Origin of the sequence: Lysobacter sp. ISL-50, assembly GCF_018612875.1 — a bacterium.
Classification (GTDB): Bacteria; Pseudomonadota; Gammaproteobacteria; order Xanthomonadales; family Xanthomonadaceae; genus Lysobacter.
In genome coordinates this window covers 360,373-382,137 of record NZ_JAGGRI010000020.1, presented here as the reverse complement: position 1 = coordinate 382,137, position 21,765 = coordinate 360,373, and the positions used below count along the sequence as shown (strand labels likewise).

The 21,765-nt window shown below is 68.5% G+C and carries 2 protein-coding genes (both cut by a window edge); both read left to right on the top strand.

What is annotated here, in order from left to right; genetic code table 11:
• On the top strand, positions 1–5,468 hold the final stretch of the coding sequence (locus J7J50_RS13780) for a non-ribosomal peptide synthetase (RefSeq protein ID WP_215058690.1). The gene continues 6,007 nt to the left of window position 1, outside the view; 5,468 of the gene's 11,475 nt are visible here — the last part of the coding sequence; its start codon lies off the left edge, out of view; it ends in the stop codon at positions 5,466–5,468.
• Positions 5,465–21,765, top strand: the 5' portion of a protein-coding gene (locus J7J50_RS13775) for a non-ribosomal peptide synthase/polyketide synthase (RefSeq protein WP_215058688.1). It continues 9,286 nt past the right edge of the window; only the first 16,301 of its 25,587 coding nucleotides appear in the window; its start codon is at positions 5,465–5,467; its stop codon lies off the right edge, out of view. Before J7J50_RS13780 ends, J7J50_RS13775 begins: the two co-directional genes overlap by 4 nt.

The window sequence follows — 21,765 nt, the reverse complement described above, 5'->3', positions numbered from 1 at the left end:
CCAGCGTGGCGCAGTTGCTGGCGCAGGCGCGGACCACCGCGCTGGCCGCGCAGGCCAACATCGACCTGCCGTTCGAGCAGGTGGTGGAAACCCTCAAGCCGGTGCGCAGCCTGGCCTACACGCCCTTGTACCAGGTCGTGTTCGTCATGCAGAACGAGGCCGACGAAACCCTGCGTCTGGCCGATCTGCAAGTAGAAGCGCTGGCTTCGCACGTCACCCGCGCGCAGACCGATCTGTGGTGGTCGATCACGCAAGCGCGCGATGGTCTGCAGTGCGAAGTGGTGTTCGCCACGTCCTTGTTCGACGCGGACACGATCGAGCGCTGGATCGGCCACTGGCAGGTACTGCTGCGGGCGATGGTCGCCGATCAGGCCCAGGCCGTGAGCCGGCTGCCGCTGTTGTCGCCGGCGCAGCGCGATCAAGTGTTGCTCGGCTGGAACGACGCCGCGCGGCCGTTGCCGCCGCACCCGCACGTGCACGCCTGGTTCGAAGCGCAGGCCGCCGGCGACGGCGCCGCGACCGCGCTGGTATGCGAAGGCCTGCGCCTGAGCTATGCCGAACTCAACGCGCGCGCCAACCGTCTGGCCCATCACCTGATCGCGCTGGGCGTGCGTCCCGATCAGCGCGTCGCCCTGGCGATGGAGCGCGGCGCCGATCTGATCGTGGCGATGCTGGCCACGCTGAAGGCCGGCGGCGCCTACGTGCCGCTGGATACGCAGTATCCGCCCGACCGCCTGGCCTTCATGCTCGACGACAGCCGGCCGAAGGTGGTGCTGACCCAGGCCAGCGTGCAGGAACGGCTGCCGGCCAGCCGCGCGCTGATGACCGCGAGCGTGGTCGAGCTCGACGATCCGTCCGCGCCCTGGCAGGACTTGTCCGATGCCGATCCCGATCCGGCCGCGCTGGGCCTGACGTCGGATCATCTGGCCTACGTCATCTACACCTCCGGTTCCACCGGCAAGCCCAAGGGCGTGATGGTGCCGCACCGCGGCCTGTGCAATCTGGTCGCCGCGCAGGCCGACGCGTTGGCGGTGGACGCGGGCAGCCGCGTGCTGCAGTGCGCCTCGCTCAGTTTCGATGCGAGCGTGTTCGAAATCGTCATGGCGCTGTGCCACGCCTCGATCCTGCACTTGCCCGCGCCCGGCGAACTGCTCGCCGGCGCGGTGCTGGCGCGGGCCGTGCGCGATCACGCCATCACCCATGTCACCCTAACGCCGGCGGTGTTGATGACGCTGGAGCAGCCGCAGGATCTGGCCAGCGTGCGCACCCTGGTCGTGGCCGGCGACGCCTGCCCCAAGGCCCTGGTCGAGCGCTGGTCGCAAGGGCGCCGCTTCGTCAATGCCTACGGCCCGACCGAATCCACCATCTGGGCGACCTTCCACGCCTGCGACGCGGGCGAGGATGGCCATCCGCCGATCGGCCGGCCCATCGCCAACGCAAAAATCTATCTGCTCGACGGCCACGGCGAACCGGTGCCGGTCGGCGTCACCGGCGAGATCCATATCGGCGGCGCCGGCGTGGCGCGCGGTTATCTCAATCGCGCCGAGCTGACCCGCGAGCGCTTCCTCGATGATCCGTTCGCGGCCGAGCCGGGCGCGCGCGTCTACAAGAGCGGCGATCTGGCCCGCTGGCGCGCCGACGGCGTGCTGGAATTCCTCGGCCGCAACGATGCGCAGGTGAAACTGCGCGGTTTCCGCATCGAACTGGGCGAAATCGAAACCCAGCTGACGCGTCTGCCGGGCGTGCAGGAAGCGATCGTGTTGCCGCGCGAAGACAGCCCGGGCGACAAGCGCCTGGTCGCGTATCTGCTGGGGCCGGCGGTGCCCGAAGCGCAGGAGCTGCGCATCGCGCTGAGCAAGGCATTGCCCGAGTACATGGTGCCGTCGGCGTTCGTGACCTTGCAGGCGTGGCCGCTGACGCCCAACGGCAAGCTCGATCGCAAGGCGCTGCCGTCGCCCGACGGCGACGCTTACATCCAGCGCGAGTACGAAGCGCCGCAGGGCGAGATCGAAAGCGTGCTCGCCGACATCTGGACCGAACTGCTGCGGATCGAGCGGGTGGGGCGCCGCGATCATTTCTTCGAAATCGGCGGCCACTCGCTGCTGGCGATGCAGCTGACCTCGCGCGTGCGCCAACGCCTGGGGCAGGAACTGGAACTGGCGAGCGTGTTCGCAAGCCCGGTGCTGTGCGAACTGGCCGAACGGGTGCGGCAGGCCGAAACCAGCACCTTGCCGGCGATCCGCACCGGCCAGCGGCCGTCGGCGGTGCCGCTGTCGTTCGCCCAGCAGCGCTTGTGGTTCCTCGCGCAGATGGGCGAGGAAGCGAACGCGGCTTATCACGTACCCGGCGGCCTGCGCTTGCACGGCCGCCTGGACGAACAAGCGCTGCAGGCCGCGCTGGACCGCATCGTCCAGCGCCACGAAGTGCTGCGTACCTGCTTCGGCCTGGAAGACGGCCAGCCGGTGCAATGCATCGCCGCGCACGGCCGCTTCAGTCTGGTTCGCCACGATCTGAGCGGCGCCGGCGATCTGGACGCACAGGTGGCGCATTGGAGTCAGATCGAGGCCCACGAGACCTTCGACCTCGGCGCCGGCCCGCTGATCCGCGGCCGCCTGCTGCGCCTGGGCGATCAGGATCACATCCTGTTGCTGACCGTGCATCACGTCGTCTCCGACGGTTGGTCGATGAGCGTGTTGATGCGCGAACTCGGCGAACTGTACCGCGCGTATGCGGTCGATGGCGTGGCGCCGCAGGACGATCCCTTGCCGCCGTTGCCGGTGCAGTACGCCGACTACGCCGTCTGGCAACGCCAGTGGCTGCAAGGCGCGGTGTTGCAACGGCAGGTGGATTTCTGGCGCGAGCATCTGCACGACGCGCCCACGCTGCTGGAACTGCCCACCGACCGGCCGCGGCCGGCGTTGCAGGATCTCAGCGGCGGCACCTTCACCTTCGAACTCGACCCCGGCCTGAGCCAGGGCCTGCGCGAGTTGAGCAAGCGCCACGGCACCACCTTGTACATGACCTTGCTGGCCGCCTGGGCGGCGATGCTCGGGCGTCTGTCCGGCCAGGAAGATCTGGTCATCGGCACCGCCGGCGTCAATCGCAGTCATGCCGAGGTCGAGCCGCTGATCGGCTTCTTCGTCAACACGCTGGCGCTGCGCATCGATTTGTCCGGCGAGCCCAGCGTGGCCGAACTGCTGGCGCGCATCCGCAAGACCGCGCTGGCGGCGCAGGCGCATAACGATGTGCCGTTCCAGCAAGTGGTCGAGGCGGTCAAGCCGGCGCGCAGCCTCGCCCATACGCCGCTGTACCAGGTCGCGTTCGTCATGCAGAACACGCCCGAGGGCGCGCTGCGCCTGCCGGGCATGGAGATCACCCCGATCGCGCACGAGAACACCGCCGCGCAGATCGACGTGTGGTGGTCGGCGACCGAAATCGGCGATCGCATCGAATGCTCGGTGGTCTATGCCGCGGCGCTGTTCGACGCGCGGACGGTGCAGCGCTGGAGCCGGCATTGGCAGACCCTGCTGCGCGACATGGCCGACGGCGATGCGCGCCGGATCGGCCGCTTGTCGCTGCTGTCGCCGGGCGAGCGCCGTCAGGTGCTGGAGGAATGGAACGACACCCGGCGGCCGTATCCGCATGGTGTCGGCGTGGTCCAGCGCGTGCAGGCGCAGGCGCTGCAGGCCGGCGCGGTGACGGCGTTGACGCACGAAGACGGCGATCTGAGCTATGCCGAGCTCAACGCCCGGGCCAATCGTCTGGCTCATCATCTGCTCGCGCTGGGCCTGCGTCCGGATCAACGCGTGGCGCTGCTGCTCGAACGCGGCCCGCAGTTGCTGGTGGCGATGCTGGCCACGCTGAAGGCCGGCGGCGCCTACGTGCCGTTGGACCCGCAGTATCCGTCCGAACGTCTGGCTTTCATGCTCGACGACAGCCGGCCCAAGGTGGTGTTGACCCAGGCGAGCCTGGAAGAGCAACTCCCCGCGAGCCGCGCCCTGATGACCGCCAGCGTGCTGGCGCTGGACGATGCCGCCGCGCCCTGGCAGCGCCTGTCCGACGCCGATCCCGATCCGGCCGCGCTCGGCATCACCGCGAACCATCTCGCCTACGTCATCTACACCTCGGGCTCCACCGGTCAGCCCAAGGGCGTGATGGTCGAACACGCCAATCTGGCGAATCTGGTCCACTGGCATAGCGAAACCTTCCCCTTGCAGCCGGGCGAGCGCACGGCCAGCACCGCCGGCATCGCCTTCGACGCCTGCACCTGGGAAGTGTGGCCGGCGCTGAGCATGGGCGCGACCTTGGCTCTGCCGCCGCGCGACACGGTCGGCGATCCGATGAAACTGCTGCAGTGGTGGGAGTCGCAGGATCTGCACAGCAGTTTCCTGGTCACTGCATTGGCCGAGATCGCGCTGGGCCGCGCGCAACCGGGCCAATCGCTGCGCAGCCTGCTGACCGGCGGCGATCGCCTCAGCCGACTGCCCGAACGCGATCTGCCGTATGAGTTGATCAACAACTACGGCCCGACCGAAACCACGGTGGTCGCGACCTCCGGCCGCCTGCGCGCCGACGACAACGTGGTGCACATCGGCCGGCCGATCGCCAACACCTCGATCTATCTGCTCGACGCGCACGGCGAACCGGTGCCGCAAGGCGTGGCCGGCGAGATCCATATCGGCGGCGCCAGCGTGGCGCGCGGCTACCTCAACCGGCCGGAGCTGACCGCGGAGCGTTTCCTCGACGATCCCTTCGCCGGCCGCGAGGGCGCGCGGATGTACCGTACCGGCGATCTCGGCCGCTGGTTGCCGGACGGCACGATCGAATTCCTCGGCCGCAACGACCATCAGGTCAAGATCCGTGGTTTCCGCATCGAACTGGGCGAAATCGAAGCGCGGCTGGCCAAGCTGCCGGGCGTGCGCGAAGCGGTGGTGCAGGCGCGCGAAGACAGCCCGGGCGACAAGCGCCTGGTCGCGTACCTGGTCGGCGAGGCGTTGCCGCAGACCGCGGAACTGCGCGCGGCGCTGGCGCAGGAGTTGCCCGAATACATGGTGCCGGCCGCCTACATGACCCTGGAGCGTTTGCCGTTGACGCCCAACGGCAAGCTCGACCGCCGCGCGCTGCCGGCGCCGGAGGGCGATGCCTACGCGCAGCAGCGCTATGAAGAACCGCAGGGCGATATCGAGAACAACCTCGCCGCGGTGTGGATGGAGCTGCTGAAGCTGCCGCGGGTCGGGCGTCACGACCACTTCTTCGAAATCGGCGGCCATTCGCTGATGGCGACGCAGCTGGTCTCGCGCATCCGCCGCGAATGGGAGCTGGACATTCCGCTGGCGGAAGTGTTCTCGAACCCGACCCTGTCCGCGCTTTCGGGGGTGATCGTCGATTACGAACTATCGACCTTCGACCCGCAGGAAATCCAGGCCCTCCTCGCAGGGCACGACTTGAAAAAAGGCTTAGCGTCATGACGACCTCTTCGATGGATCAGATGAGCCGCGCGCAACGCGAGGCGCTGCTGGCGCGGGCGAAAGCGGCGCGGATTTCCAGGAACGACGGCGCGCGCCAGGACGCCATCGCGCCGCGCGCGGGCGGCCCGACGCAGTGGCCGTCGTCGTTCGCCCAGCAACGCCTGTGGCTGATCAGCCAGATGGGCGAACAGGCCAGCGCGGCGTATCACGTTCCGGTCCATTTCAGTCTGCGCGGCCCGCTCGACGCGGCCGCGCTGCAGGCCGCGCTGGACCGCATCGTGCAGCGCCACGAAAGCCTGCGCACCCGCTTCGCGCCGGTCGATGGCCAGCCGATGCAGCGCATCGCCGAGGACGGCCGTTTCAGCCTGCTGCGCCACGATCTGAGCGGGCAGGCCGATGCGCAGGGCCAACTCGCGCATTGGATCGATATCGAAACCGACACGCCGTTCGACCTCGCCGCCGGCCCGCTGGCGCGTGGACGCTTGCTGCGGTTGAGCGAAGACGAACACGTGCTGTTGCTGACCCTGCATCACATCGTCTCCGACGGTTGGTCGATGGGCGTGCTGGTCGAGGAACTCAGCGCGCTGTATCGCGCCTATGCGCTCGAAGGCGTGCCGGCGCAGACCGACCCGCTGCCGGCGCTGCCGATCCAGTACGCCGACTACGCGCTGTGGCAGCGCCAATGGTTGAGCGGCGAGGTGCAACTCAAGCAACAGGCCTATTGGCGCGAGCAACTGGACGGCGCGCCGGCCTTGATCACGCTGCCGACCGACCGGCCGCGGCCGGCGGTGCAGGAATATGCCGGCGCCAGCCTCGATCTGGAACTTGATGAAGACCTGAGCGAAGCGCTGCGAGCGCTGTCGCGCAAGCACGGCACCACGCTGTATATGACTGTGCTGGCGGCCTGGAGCGCGTTGGCTTCGCGCTTGGCCGGGCAGGACGAAGTGGTGATCGGCACGCCGGTCGCCAATCGCACCCGGGTCGAAGTGGAACCGCTGATCGGCTTCTTCGTCAACACCCTGGCGCTGCGCCTGGACCTGAGCGGCAGCCCGACGGTGGCCGAATTGCTGGCGCGCGTGCGCGAGCAGGTGCTGCAGGCGCAGGCGCATCAGGACGTGCCGTTCGAGCAAGTGGTGGAGGTGCTCAAGCCGGCGCGCTCGATGGCGCATACGCCCTTGTTCCAGCTCATGTTCACCTGGCACAACGCCTCCGGCGGCGACGCGGTGCGGCTGGGCGAGCTGCAACTGCAGGCGCTGCCGGAACAGGAGCGTCGCAGCGCCCAGTTCGATCTGTCGCTGGGCTTGCAGGATGTCGGCGGACGCATCGTCGGCAGCCTCGGTTTCGCCACGGCCTTGTTCGACCGCGCCAAGATGGCGCGGCATGTCGAGTACTTGAAGGCGCTGTTGCGCGGCATGGCCGGCGACGACAGCCAGTCGGTGGATCGCATCGCGTTGCTGGCCGATGGCGAGCGGCGGCAGGTGCTGGAAGCGCACAACGCCACGCAGCGCGACTACTCGCAAGGGCAGTGCGTGCATCGGCTGTTCGAACAGCAGGCTGTGCGCACCCCGGAGGCGATCGCGGCGGAGCAAGATGGACACTCGCTGAGCTATGCCGAACTCAATGCGCGTGCCAATCGGCTTGCGCATCATCTGAGGGCGCTGGGCGTCGGCGCGGACGACCGCGTCGCCATCGGCATGCCGCGTAGCCTCGACCTGATCGTGAGCCTGCTGGCGGTGCTCAAAGCGGGCGGCGCCTACGTTCCGCTGGACCCGGCGTATCCGGCCGAACGCTTGGCCTACATGCTCGACGACAGCGCGCCGAAGGTGCTGCTGACGCATCGCGAGGTGCGCGATCGCTTGCCGGCCGTCGATTCGCTGACGGTGCTGGACGTGGACCGCGACGCTTCGGCGTGGCAGTCGTATCCGGCGGAGAACCCCGATCCGGCCGAACGGGGCCTGACCGCGAACCATCTCGCCTACGTCATCTATACCTCGGGTTCCACCGGTCAGCCCAAGGGCGTGATGGTCGAACACGCCAATCTGGCGAACCTGATCCATTGGCATAGCGAAAATTTCCCGCTGCAGCCGGGCGAACGTACCGCCAGCACCGCCGGCGTCGCCTTCGATGCCTGCACCTGGGAAATCTGGCCTGCGCTGAACATGGGCGCGACCCTGGCCCTGCCGCCGCGCGACACCGCCGGCGACCCGATGAAGTTGCTGCAATGGTGGGAAGCGCAGGATCTGCACAGCAGTTTCCTGGTCACCGCGCTGGCTGAAATCGCCCTGAGCCGCGCGCAACCGGGCAAGCCGCTGCGCAGCCTGCTGACCGGCGGCGATCGCCTCAGCCGTCTGCCCGATCGCGATCTTCCCTACGAGTTGATCAACAACTACGGCCCGACCGAAACCACGGTGGTGGCGACCTCCGGCCGTCTCGATCCGCACGGCGCCATCGTCCATATCGGCCGTCCGATCGCGAACACGACGATCTATCTGCTCGACGCGCACGGCGAACCGGTGCCCGAAGGCGTGGCCGGCGAAATCCACGTTGGCGGCGCGGGCGTGGCGCGCGGGTATCTCAACCGTCCGGAGTTGACCGCGGAGCGCTTCCTCGACGATCCGTTCGCGAACCGCGACGGTGCGCGGATGTACCGCACCGGCGACCTCGGCCGCTGGTTGCCGGATGGCACGATCGAATTCCTCGGCCGCAACGATCATCAGGTCAAGATCCGCGGCTTCCGCATCGAACTGGGCGAGATCGAAGCGCGATTGGCGCAGTTGCCCGGCATCCGCGAAGCGGTGGTGCATGCGCGCGAAGACGGTCCCGGCGACAAGCGCCTGGTGGCGTACTACGTCGCCGGCGAACAACCCTTGGACAGCAATGCGCTGCGCGCGCATCTGCAACAGTCCTTGCCCGACTACATGGTGCCGGCGGCCTACGTGGCGCTGGAGCGCCTGCCGCTGACGCCCAACGGCAAGCTCGACCGCCGCGCCTTGCCGGCGCCGGACGGCGACGCCTACGCGCAGCGCGCCTACGCCGCGCCGCAAGGCCCGCTGGAAACCGCGATCGCGCAGATCTGGGCCGAGTTGCTGCAGATCGAACAGGTCGGCCGCGAGGATCACTTCTTCGACCTGGGCGGACACTCGCTGCTGGCCCTGCAGATGACCGCCCGCCTGCAGCAGCGCCTGGGCCTGGAGGTCGCGCTGTCGGACCTGTTCGCGCAACCGGTGTTGCACGAGTTCGCCCGCATCGCCGCGAACAAGCAGGGCGCGGCCTTGCCCGCCATCATCGCCGGCGAGCGTCCGCGGACCTTGCCGCTGTCGTTCGCGCAACAGCGCCTTTGGTTCATCGCGCGCATGGACGAAGCGGCCAGCGCCGCCTACCACATGGCCGGCGGCCTGCGCTTGCGCGGCCCGCTGGACGCGCAAGCGCTGCAGGCCGCGCTGGACCGGATCGTGCAGCGGCATGAAGCGCTGCGCACGCATTTCGAACTGGTCGATGGTCAGCCGGTGCAGCGGATCGACGACGACGCGGCCTTCGCGCTGAGCCGGCATGACGTCAGCGCCGCCGCCGATCCGCAGGCCGAACTCGCGCAGTGGCGCCGGGTCGAGGTGGAAGCTCCGTTCGATCTCGCCGCCGGCCCGCTGGCGCGCGGCCGCTTGCTGCGCATGAGCGAGGACGAACACGTCCTGTTGCTGACCCTGCACCACATCGTTTCCGACGGCTGGTCGATGGGCGTGCTGGTGAAGGAACTCAGCGCGCTGTACCGCGCCTACGCCCTGGAAAGCCTGTCGCCGCAAATCGATCCCTTGCCGCCGTTGCCGGTGCAGTACGCCGACTACACGCTGTGGCAGCGCCAATGGCTGAGCGGCGATCTGCAGCTCAAGCAACTGGCTTACTGGCGCGAACAGCTGACCGGCGCGCCCGCGCTGATCACCCTGCCGAGCGACCGGCCGCGACCGGCGGTGCAGGAATACGCCGGCGCCAGCCTGGAACTGGAACTGGACGAAGAGTTGAGCGATGCGCTGCGGGCGCTGTCGCGCAAGCATGGCACCACGCTGTACATGACCTTGCTCGCGGCCTGGAGCGCGCTGGCGTCGCGACTGGCCGGACAGGACGAAGTGGTGATCGGCACGCCGGTCGCCAATCGGGCGCGCGTGGAAGTCGAGCCGCTGATCGGCTTCTTCGTCAACACCATGGCGCTGCGTCTGGATGCCGGCGGCAACCCGACCGTGGGCGAACTGCTGGCGCGGGTACGCGGGCAGGTGCTGCAGGCGCAGAGCCATCAGGACGTGCCGTTCGAACAAGTGGTGGAAGCGCTCAAGCCGGCGCGTTCGCTGGCGCACAGCCCGCTGTTCCAGCTGATGTTCAGTTGGCAGAACACCCCGCAGGCGGCGCTGGAACTGGGCGCGCTGCAACTGCACGATCTCGATGAGGGCGAGCATCGCAGCGCGCAGTTCGATCTGTCGCTGGGGCTGCAGGAAGTGGACGGCCGGATCGCGGGCAATCTGGAATACGCCACGGCTTTGTTCGACCGCGCCACGATGCTGCGCCACGTCGAGTATCTGAAGGCCTTGCTGCGCGGCATGAGTCAGGACGACAGTCAGCCGATCGAGCGCATCGCGATTCTTGATGCCGCTGAACGGCAACAAGTGCTGCAGGCCTGGAACGACACCGCTCGCGCCTATCCGCATGCTCAGTGCATCCACGAACTGTTCGAACAACAGGCGGCGGCGAACCCGGATGCGGCGGCGGTGGAGCAGGGCGGTCAAGGCCTGAGCTATGCCGAGCTCAACGCCCGGGCCAATCGCCTGGCCCATCACCTCAGGACGCTGGGCGTGGGCCCCGACGATCGGGTCGCGATCGGCATGCCGCGCAGCCCGGACATGATCGTGGCGGTGCTGGCGGTGCTGAAGGCCGGCGGCGCCTACGTGCCGCTGGACCCCAGCTATCCGTCCGAACGCCTCAACTACATGCTCAGCGACAGCGCGCCGAAGGTATTGCTGACCCACAGCGAGGTGCGCGCGAACCTGTCCGCGGCCGAGTCGTTGACGGTGGTGGAGATCGATACCGATGCGCCGGCATGGCGCTCGGCGCCGGAGTGCAACCTCGATACCGCGGTGCTGGGCGTGACCGCCGGGCATCTGGCCTACGTCATCTACACCTCCGGCTCCACCGGCCAGCCCAAGGGCGTGATGGTGGAACATCGCGGCCTGTGCAATCAGATCACCGCCCTGCAGGCGCATTACGCTCTGCAGCCGAGCGACCGGATCCTGCAGTTCGTCGCGCCGACCTTCGACGTGTCGGTCGAGGAAATATTCACCACCTTGCTCAGCGGCGCGACCCTGGTGTTGCGCACCGAGGCCTGGATCACCGGCCCGTCCGAGTGGTGCGCGCTGTGCGCGGAACATGCGCTGACCGTAGCCAATCTGCCGACCCTGTTCTGGCAACAGCTCGCGCAAGCCGCCGACGTCGCGATTCCCGCGGGTCTGCGCCAGATCATCATCGGGGGCGATACCGTCAGTCCCGCCGCCCTGCAAGCGTGGTGGTCGCGCGGCGGCCATCGTCCGGCGCTGTCCAACGCCTACGGCCCCACCGAAACCACCATCAACGCCTGCGTCCTGGATTGCTCGGCGCGGACCAGCGCGCTGTCGATCGGCCGTCCGCTGGCGAACATGTCGATCTATGTGCTCGACGCGCACGGCGAATCGGTGCCCGAAGGCGTGGCCGGCGAGATTTATATCGGCGGCGCGGGCGTGGCGCGCGGCTATCTCAATCGCCCCGAACTGACCCGCGAGCGCTTCCTCGACGATCCCTTCGCCGGCCGCATCGGTGCGCGGATGTACCGCACCGGCGACCTCGGCCGCTGGCTGCCGGACGGGACGATCGAGTTCCTCGGCCGCAACGATCATCAGGTCAAGATCCGCGGCTTCCGCATCGAGCTGGGCGAAATCGAAGCGCAACTGGCGAAGTTGCCCGGCGTCGGCGAAGCGGTGGTGCACGCGCGCGAAGACAGCCCGGGCGACAAACGCCTGGTCGCGTACCTGGTTGGCGACGCGTTGCCGCAGACCGCGGACCTGCGCGCCGCGCTGGCGCGCGAACTGCCCGAGTACATGGTGCCGGCGGCCTACGTGACGCTGGAGCGCCTGCCGCTGACGCCGAACGGCAAGCTCGACCGCCGCGCCTTGCCGGCGCCGGAAGGCGACGCCTACGCGCAACGTGCGTATGCAGCGCCGCAGGGCGCGGTGGAAACCGCGCTGGCGCAGATCTGGTCCGAACTGCTGCAGGTCGAGCAAGTCGGCCGCCAGGATCATTTCTTCGAACTCGGCGGCCATTCGCTGCTCGCCGTGCAGTTGATGGAGCGCATGCGCCATCAACAGCTGTACGCCGACATCCGCACGCTGTTCGCGCAGCCGACCTTGTCGGCGCTGGCGCAGGCGGTGGAGCAGGCGCGGCAGCGCGACTGGCGCGAAGTGCCGGTGCCGGCCAACGGCATCGAACCGGGCTGCACCGAGCTGACCCCGCAGATGTTGCCGCTGGTGGCGCTGGATGCCGAACAACTGGCGCGCATCGTCGATGCGGTGCCCGGCGGCGCGGCCAATATCCAGGACATCTATCCGCTGGCGCCGTTGCAGGAAGGCATCCTGTTCCATCACCTGCTGCATCAGCAGGGCGACCCCTACCTGCTGTCGACCACGCTCGCCTTCGATTCGCGCGAGCGCCTGGACGGTTTCGTGCAAGCGCTGCAGACGGTGATCGGCCGTCACGACGTGCTGCGCACCGCGGTGCAGTGGGAAGGCCTGCCCGAACCGGTGCAGGTGGTCTGGCGCGAAGCGACGATCGAAGTAGAAACGCTGGTGCTGGACGGCGCCGACGTCGAAACGCATCTGCGCGCCTACACCGATCCGGCGCATTACCGCCTGGACGTGCGCAGCGCGCCGCAGATGCGCGGCTTCGCCGCCTTCGACGCCAGCCAGCAACGTTGGCTGCTGGTGTTGCTGCAGCATCACCTGATCATGGATCACATCACCAGCGACCTGCTGATGCAGGAACTGGCCTTGATCCAGAGCGGCCGCGGCGATGAGCTGTCCGAGCCGGTGCCGTTCCGCGATTTCGTCGCCCAGGCGCGTCTGGGCGTGAGCGTGCAGGAGCACGAACAGTATTTCCGCGAGATGCTCGGCGATGTCGAGGAACCGACCACGCCGTTCGGCCTGAAGGACGTGCAGGGCGGCGGCCAGGACATCCGCGAAGCGCACCGCGCGGTGGACAGCGACCTGTCGCGCCGCATCCGCGCGCAGGTCAAGGCCCTGGGCGTGAGCGCGGCCAGCGTGTTCCATTGGGCCTGGGGCCAAGTGCTGGCGAAGACCACCGGGCAAGAGGACGTGGTGTTCGGCACGGTGCTGTTCGGGCGCATGCACGGCGGCGCGCGCGCGGATCGGGCGATGGGCTTGTTCATCAACACCTTGCCGGTGCGCATCCGTCTGGGTGAGGCGAGCGTGCGCGAAAGCATCCGCCGCACCCATGCCAGTCTGTCGCAACTGGTCTGGCACGAGCACGCGCCGCTGGCGCTGGCGCAGCGCTGCAGCGCCTTGCCGTCGTCCACGCCGCTGTTCTCCGCGCTGTTGAATTATCGCCACAGCACGTTGGAACTCGACAACGTGTCCGACGCCGGCCTGGGCGACGGCATCGAGGTCCTGGCCGCGCAAGAGCGCCACAACTATCCGCTGAGCCTGTCGGTGGACGATCTCGGCCAGGATTTCCATCTGGGCCTGCAGATCGCCTCGCCGATCGACGCGCAGCGCATGTGCGAGTACATGCACCGCGTGCTGGAGCAGGCGGTGCAGGCGCTGGAACGCACGGCCGAAACGCCGGCCTGGCGCGTCGGCGTGCTGGCGCAGGCCGAGCGCGCCCAGTTGCTGGAGCAATGGGGCGCCGCGCAGACGGCGTATGCGCAAACCCAGTGCGTCCACGAACTGTTCGAACGACAGGCCGCGCGCACGCCCGATGCCGTGGCCGTCGTCCACGACGGCCGCCACACCAGCTACCGGCAACTCAATCAAGCGGCTAACCGCCTGGCCCGTCATTTGCGCTCGCTCGGCGTGAGCGCGGGCGACAGCGTGGCGATCGTGCTGGAGCGCTCGACCGATCTGGTCGCGGCGCAGATCGCCATTCTCAAATGCGGCGCCTGCTACGTGCCGATCGACCAGAACGCGCCGATCGAACGCCAGGCCTTTCTGCTGCAGGACAGCGCCGCCGCGATCCTGATCACCCGTTCCGACGAGACCTTGCCGCCGCTGGGCGGAGCGCGGCGCCTGGATCTCGATAGCATCGACCTGCATGCGCTCGCGGCCGACGACCTGGGCGCGAGCGTGGACAGCGAGGCCACGGCCTACATCATGTACACCTCCGGTTCGACCGGACAGCCCAAGGGCGTGATGGTGCCGCATCGCGCCATCGGCCGCGTGGTGCGCGACAACGGCTACGCGCCGTTCGACGCCGGCGACCGCGTGGCGTTCGCCTCCAATCCGGCGTTCGACGCCACCACCATGGAAGTGTGGGGCGCGCTGCTCAACGGCGGCCGGCTGGTGGTGATCGCGGCCGACGTGCTGCTGGAGCCGGCGCGGCTGGCCCAGGCGCTGAGCGAACAGCAGGTGACGGCGATGTTCGTCACCACCGCCTTGTTCAATCAGTACGTGCTGGCGATACCGCGCGCCCTGGCCGGTCTGCGTTATCTGATGTGCGGCGGCGAACGCGCCGATCCGGACAAGTTCGCGCGGTTGCTGGCGCATGAAGGCCCGCGCCATCTGATTCACTGCTACGGCCCGACCGAGACCACCACCTTCGCCACCACCTGCGAGATCGGCCGCGTTCCCGAGTCGATGAGCAACGTACCGATCGGCGGACCGATCGCCGGCACGTCGGTGTATGTGCTCGATGCGCACGGCGAACCGGTGCCGCAAGGCGTGGCCGGCGAGCTGTATATCGGTGGCGTCGGCGTTGCGCTGGGCTATCTGAACCGTCCGGAGTTGACCGCGGAGCGTTTCCTCGACGATCCGTTCGCGAACCGCGACGGCGCGCGGATGTACCGCACCGGCGACCTCGGCCGCTGGCTGGAGGACGGCACGATCGAGTTCCTCGGCCGCAACGATCATCAGGTCAAGATCCGCGGCTTCCGCATCGAGCTGGGCGAAATCGAGGCCTGCCTGACGCAGCAGCCCGGCGTGCGCGAGGCCATCGTGCTCGCACGCGAAGACAACCCGGGCGACAAGCGCCTGGTGGCGTATGTGGTCGGCGACGCCTTGCCGCACAGCGCGGAACTGCGCGCGGCCCTGGCGCAGGAACTGCCCGAATACATGGTGCCGGCGGCCTTCGTGGCGCTGCAGCGCCTGCCGCTGACGCGCAACGGCAAGCTCGACCGCCGCGCCTTGCCGGCGCCGGACGGCGACGCTTACGCCCAGCGCAGCTATGAAGCGCCGCAGGGCGAGGTGGAAACCGCGCTGGCGCAAATCTGGGCCGAACTGCTGCAGGTCGAACGCGTCGGCCGCGGCGACCACTTCTTCGAACTCGGCGGGCATTCGCTGCTGGCGGTGCAGATGAGTTCGCGCGTGCGCCAGCAACTGGGCCTGGAGGTGGCGTTGTCGGATCTGTTCGCGCAACCGGTTCTGCACGAATTCGCCGCGCTGACCCACCAGGCCGCCCGCGGCGCGCAGCCGGCGCTGCAGCCGCAGTCGCGTCCGCAGGTCGTGCCTCTGTCGTTCGCGCAACAGCGGATGTGGTTGATCGCGCAGATGGGCGCGCACGCCAGCGTCGCCTATCACATCCCCGGCGGCCTGCGATTGCAGGGGCCATTGGACGTGGACGCGCTGCAGGCGGCGCTGGACCGGATCGTGCAGCGGCACGAATCGCTGCGCACGCATTTCGCCGTGATCGATGGACAACCGGCGCAGCGGCTGAGCGATGCGAACGGCTTCAGTCTGATCCGCCAGGACATGACCCAGGCCGACGATGCGCAGGCCGAGGTCGAGTACTGGAGCGAAGTCGAGGCGGAAGAACCGTTCGATCTGAGCACCGGGCCGCTGGTGCGCGGGCGCCTGCTGCGCCTGGGCGAGCAGGAGCACGTGCTGCTGCTGACCATGCATCACATCGTCTCCGACGGCTGGTCGATGGGCGTGCTGATCCATGAGCTCGGCGTCCTGTACCGGGCTTACGCGGCCGGCGGCGTGGCTCATGCGGTCGATCCCTTGCCGCCGCTGCCGCTGCAATACGCGGACTACGCCGTGGCCCAACGCCAGTGGCTCGACGCCGGCACCGAGAGCCGCCATCTGGATTACTGGCGCTCGCATCTGGCCGGCGCGCCGGCGATGTCGAGCCTGCCCACCGACAAGCCGCGTCCGGCCGAACAGAATTTCAAGGGCGGCATGGTCGAGGCGTGGCTGCCCGCCAACGCGAGCAAGGCGCTGGCCGATCTGGCGCGGCGCGAGCACGCGACGCCGTTCATGGTGTTGACCGCGGCGCTGAGCGTGATGCTGTCGCGCTACAACGCGCAGACCGACATCTGCCTGGGCACGGTGGTCGCCAACCGCGACCGCGCCGAGTTCGAGCCGATGATCGGCTTGTTTCTCGACACCCTGGCGATCCGCACCCGCATCGATCCGCAGCAGCGTTTCGAAGAACTGCTGCGCCAGGTGCGCGCCAATCTGCTCGGCGCCTACGCCCACCAGGGCCTGCCGTTCGAGCAGGTGCTCGACGTGGTCAAACCGGCGCGCAAGGCCGGCGTGCCGCCGCTGTTCCAGGTCATGCTGCTGATGCAGAACATGCCGATGGAGCAGCTGCAGCTGGCGGGCCTGAGCATGCAGGCGTTGCCGCCGCCGGAGCATACGGCCAAGTTCGATCTGACCGTGTACGTCACCGAGCGCGACGGCGCGCTGCATCTGGCCTACGAATACAGTCAGGCCTTGTTCCGCGAGGAAACCATCGAGCGTCTGGCCGGGCACTTCAACCGGCTGCTGATCGAGTTGAGCCGCGCGCCGGCCACGCGCATCGACGAACTGGCGCTGCCGGGCACCCAGGCGCTGGCCTTGCCGGCGGCCGCCGCGGGCCGGCTCGACAGCGGCGAGCGCATCGCGCTGTCGCATCATCAGCAGCGCCTGTGGTTCATCGACGCTTTCGAAACCGGCAAGGTCTACGAGACCTCGCCGGTCTACCACAACGTGCCCTTGCTGCTGCAGTTCGACGCCGGCGTATCGGCGGAGCATATCGAGGCGGCGCTCAATGCCGTCATCGCCCGCCACGACGCGCTGCGCACCTCGATCCGCAGCGACGGCACCAACGCCTGGCAGCAGATCGATCGCGACGGCTCGCTGACGCTGTCGCGCGTTACCGTGCAGGGCGAAGATTTGCTGGAGGCGGCGCTGGCCGATGCCGCGCGGCCGTTCGCGCTCGGTCGCGACCGCCTGCTGCGCGCCACGCTGTGGCGCGGCGCCGGCGCCGATGCCTTGCTGTGCGTGACCGCGCATCACATCGTCGTCGACCGCCCGTCGATGCAGGCGCTGGCGCGCGAACTGGTGCAGGCCTGCGAGGCGCTGATCGAAGGGCGCAGCCCCGATCTGCCCGCGACCGGCCTGCAGTTCGGCGACTACGCCCATTGGCAGGCGGCGCAGACGCCGGAGTTCATCGAAGCCGGATTGCTGTACTGGAAGCAGCAGTTGCACGACCGCCTGCAGGCGCTGGAACTGCCCTTGAACCGGCCGCGGCCGGCGGTGCATACCTTCACCGCCGCGCGCCACGCCTTCGCCCTCGACGGCGAACTCGGCTCGCGCCTGCGTACTCTGGCCGACATGCGCGGCGTGAGCGTCGAAGACGTGCTGCTGACCGGTTTCAACGCCTTCCTGCGCCGGTACGCCGGTCATGACGAACTGGTCATCGGCACCGGCGCGGCCTGCCGCGACCATGCCGGCTTCGAAACCCTGGTCGGCCCGGTCGCCAACCTGCTGGTGTTGCGCACCAAGCTGCCGGCGCACTGCAGTTTCGAGCGCCTGCTGCAATCGCTGGCGCATACGCGCCGGCGCGCCTTGCAGCATCAGGACATGCCGTTCGAACTGCTGACGCGCAAGCTCGATCCGGAAAAGGACATGAGCCGCACGGCCTTGTTCGACGTGCTGTTCCAGTACGACGAAGACAGCGGCCGGCCGATCCGCGCCGGCGCGGTCGAAGCCTTGCCGATGGAGACCAACCTGGGTTACGGCAAGTACGACCTGCACCTGCATCTGTTCCCGGCCGGCGACGGCTTCCAGGCGCGGGTGGCCTATAACGCGGATTTCTTCGACGCCTGGCTGATCGAGCTGATGATGCGCCACTACGTGCGCCTGCTGCGCGCGGCGGTGGACGATCCGGCCGCGGTCATCGACGACGTGCCGCTGCTGGAGGAATCCGAGCAGCAAACGCTGCTGGCCTGGAACCAGACCGACGCCGCTTATCCGCACGACAAGACCGTGACGCGGCTGTTCGAGGAACAGGCCGCGCGCACGCCCGACGCGATCGCGGTGAGCTGCGGCGATGTCCGCCTGAGTTATCGCGAACTCAACCAACACGCCAATCGCCTGGCCCATCACCTGCGCGCGCGCGGCGTGTTGGCGCAGGAGCGGGTGGCGCTGTGCCTGGACCGCTGCGCGGAGATGATCGTGGCCATGCTCGCGGTCATCAAGGCCGGCGCGGCCTATGTGCCGATCGATCCGGAGTACCCGCAGGACCGCGTGCGTTTCATGCTTGAAGACGCGGGTTGCCGCTTCGTCCTGACCAGCGCCGAGCGCGTCGCGGCGTTGCCGGACACGGCGGCGCAGGCGATCGTCCTGGATCGCGACCGCGACGCCGTGGACGCGCAACCGTCGAGCGACCCGGCGCCGCTCAACTCGCCGGACGATCTGCTGTACGTGATCTACACCTCCGGTTCGACCGGCCGCCCGAAGGGCACCTTGCTGTCGCACCGCAACGTGGTGCGCCTGATGATCAACGACCAGTCGCAGTTCGATTTCTCCGAACGCGACGTATGGTCGATGTTCCACTCCTACGCTTTCGATTTCACCGTCTGGGAAATCTACGGCGCGCTGCTGTACGGCGGACGGCTGGTGATCGTGCCGCACGCCGAGCGCAAGGACCCGCAGCGGTTCCTGGAACTGCTGCAGCGCGAACAGGTGACGGTGCTGAACCAGACCCCGAGCGCGTTCTACCATCTGGCCGACGTCGCGGTGCGCCGCGGCGAACCGGCGCTGGCCGCGCTGCGCTACGTGATCTTCGGCGGCGAAGCGCTGAGCCCGTCGCGGCTGCGCGAGTTCCGCGCGGTCCATCCGCAGGTCGAACTGATCAACATGTACGGCATCACCGAGACCTGCGTGCATGTGACCTTCAAGCGGCTGGAAGCGGCCGACCTGGAGAGCGGCGCGTGCAACATCGGCGCGCCGATTCCGACCACGCGCACCTACATCCTCGACAGCCACCAGCGCCTGCTGCCGGCCGGCATGCCGGGCGAGCTGTACGTCGGCGGCCTCGGCGTCGGCCAGGGTTATTTGAATCGCGACGAACTGACCCGGCAGCGCTTCATCGCCGATCCGTATCGTCCCGGCGAACGCCTGTACCGCTCCGGCGATCTGGCCAAGCGGCTGGATTCGGGCGAGATGATTTACCTGGGCCGCATCGACAACCAGGTGCAGCTGCGCGGTTTCCGCGTCGAGCTGGGCGAGATCGAAGCGCAGCTGGCGCGCCTGCCGGGCGTGCGCGAAGCGGCGGTGATCGCGCGCGAAGACCAGCCGGGCGATCAACGCCTGGTCGCGTATCTGGTCGGCGACGAAGTTCCCGATACGCCCGAGCTTCGCGCCGCGCTGGCGCGCGAGTTGCCGGACTACATGGTGCCGGCGGCCTACGTCATGCTGGCGCGCTTGCCCTTGACTTCCAACGGCAAGCTCGACCGCCACGCCTTGCCGGCGCCGGAAGGCGACGCCTACGCGCAGCGGGCCTATGAAGAGCCGCAAGGGCCGGTGGAAACCGCGCTGGCGCAGATCTGGGCCGAATTGCTGCAAGTGGAGCGGGTGGGGCGCCAGGATCACTTCTTCGAGTTGGGAGGGCATTCGCTGCTGGCCTTGCAGATGACCGCGCGCTTGCAGCAACGCCTGGGCCTGGACGTGGCGCTGTCGGATCTGTTCGCCCAGCCGGTGCTGCAGCATTTCGCCCGCGTCGCCGGGCAGAAGCACGGCGAAGCTCTGCCGGCCATCGTTGCCGCGCCGCGTTCGCAAGCGCTGCCGCTGTCGTTCGCGCAACAGCGCTTGTGGTTCATCGCGCAGATGGATCAGGCCGCGAGTGCGGCCTATCACATGGCCGGCGGCCTGCGTCTGCGCGGCCCGCTGGACGTGGACGCGCTGCAGGCCTCGCTGGACCGGATCGTGCAGCGGCATGAGGCGCTGCGCACCCGTTTCGAACGGGTCGATGGGCAACCGCAGCAGCGCATCGACGCGGACGGCCGCTTCAGCCTGGTGCGGCACGATCTGAGCGACGCCGCCGATGCCGCGGCGCAGGTCGCGCAGTGGAGCGAAACCGAAGCCGCCGCGCCGTTCGATCTGGCCGCCGGCCCGTTGGCGCGCGGTCGCCTGCTGCGCTTGGGCGAGCAGGAACACGTGCTGTTGCTGACCTTGCACCACATCGTCTCCGACGGTTGGTCGATGGGCGTGCTGGTCGGCGAATTGGGCGCGCTGTATCGCGCCTATGCACTGGAAGGCGTGCCGGCCCGGATCGATCCGCTGCCGGCGCTGCCGGTGCAATACGCCGATTACGCGCTATGGCAGCGGCAATGGCTCAGCGGCGAGGTCCAGCTCAAGCAGCAGACGTTCTGGCGCGAGCAACTGACCGGCGCGCCGGCGCTGATCACCTTGCCGACCGACCGGCCGCGGCCGGCGGTGCAGGAATATGCCGGCGCCAGCCTGGACCTGGAACTGGACGACGACTTGAGCGATGCGTTGCGGGCCTTGTCGCGCAAGCACGGCACCACGCTGTACATGACCCTGCTGGCGGCGTGGAGCGTCTTGGCTTCGCGCCTGGCCGGGCAGGACGAAGTGGTGATCGGTACGCCGGTCGCCAATCGGGCGCGGGTCGAGGTCGAGCCGCTGATCGGTTTCTTCGTCAACACCCTGGCGCTGCGCCTGGATCTGCAAGGCAATCCGAATGTGGCCGAGCTGCTGGCGCGGGTGCGCGAGCGGGTGCTGCAGGCGCAGGCGCATCAGGACGTACCGTTCGAGCAAGTGGTGGAAGTGCTCAAGCCGACGCGTTCGATGGCCCACAGCCCGCTGTTCCAGTTGATGTTCAGCTGGCAGAACACGCCGCAACCGGCACTGGAACTGGGCGCGCTGCAGTTGCGCGACCTCGACGAAGGCGAGCATCGCAGCGCTCAGTTCGATCTGTCGCTGGGCATGCAGGAAGTCGATGGCCGCATCGTCGGCAGCCTGGAATACGCCACGGCCTTGTTCGACCGCGCGACGATGCTGCGCCACGTCGGCTACCTGAAGGCCGTGCTGCGCGGCATGAGCGAGGACGACAGCCAGGCCGTGGAGCGCATCGCGATTCTCGATGCGGGCGAACGGCAACACGTGCTGCAGGCCTGGAACGACACCGCGCGTACGTATCCGCAGCTGCAGTGCATCCATCAATTGTTCGAACAACAAGTGGCGCAAGCGCCCGACGCGGTGGCGGTGGAACACGACGGCCGATCGCTGACCTATGCCGAACTCAACGCGCGCTCGAACCGTTTGGCCCGTCACCTCAGGGCGCTGGGCGTCGGCGCGGACGATCGCGTCGCGATCGCCATGCCGCGCACTGCCGACATGCTGGTGGCCTTGCTGGCGACCCTCAAGGCTGGCGGCGCCTACGTGCCGCTGGACCCGGCGTATCCGTCCGAGCGTCTGGGCTACATGCTCGAAGACAGCGCGCCGAAAGTGTTGCTGACCCACGGCGAGGTGCGCGCGAATCTGCCGGCCGTCGATGGCCCTGCGGTGATCGAGATCGATCGCGACGCATCGGCATGGCGGTCGCTGCCGGAACACGACCTCGACGCTCAGGTTTCGCCGGCCGGCGCCGGGCATCTGGCCTACGTGATCTACACCTCCGGCTCCACCGGCCAGCCCAAGGGCGTGATGGTGGAGCACCGGGCCCTGAGCAACTTCCTGCTGAGCATGCAGGAACAGCCCGGGCTGGAGCGCGGCGACCGCCTGCTGGCGGTCACCACGCTGAGCTTCGACATCGCCGGTCTGGAGCTGTGGTT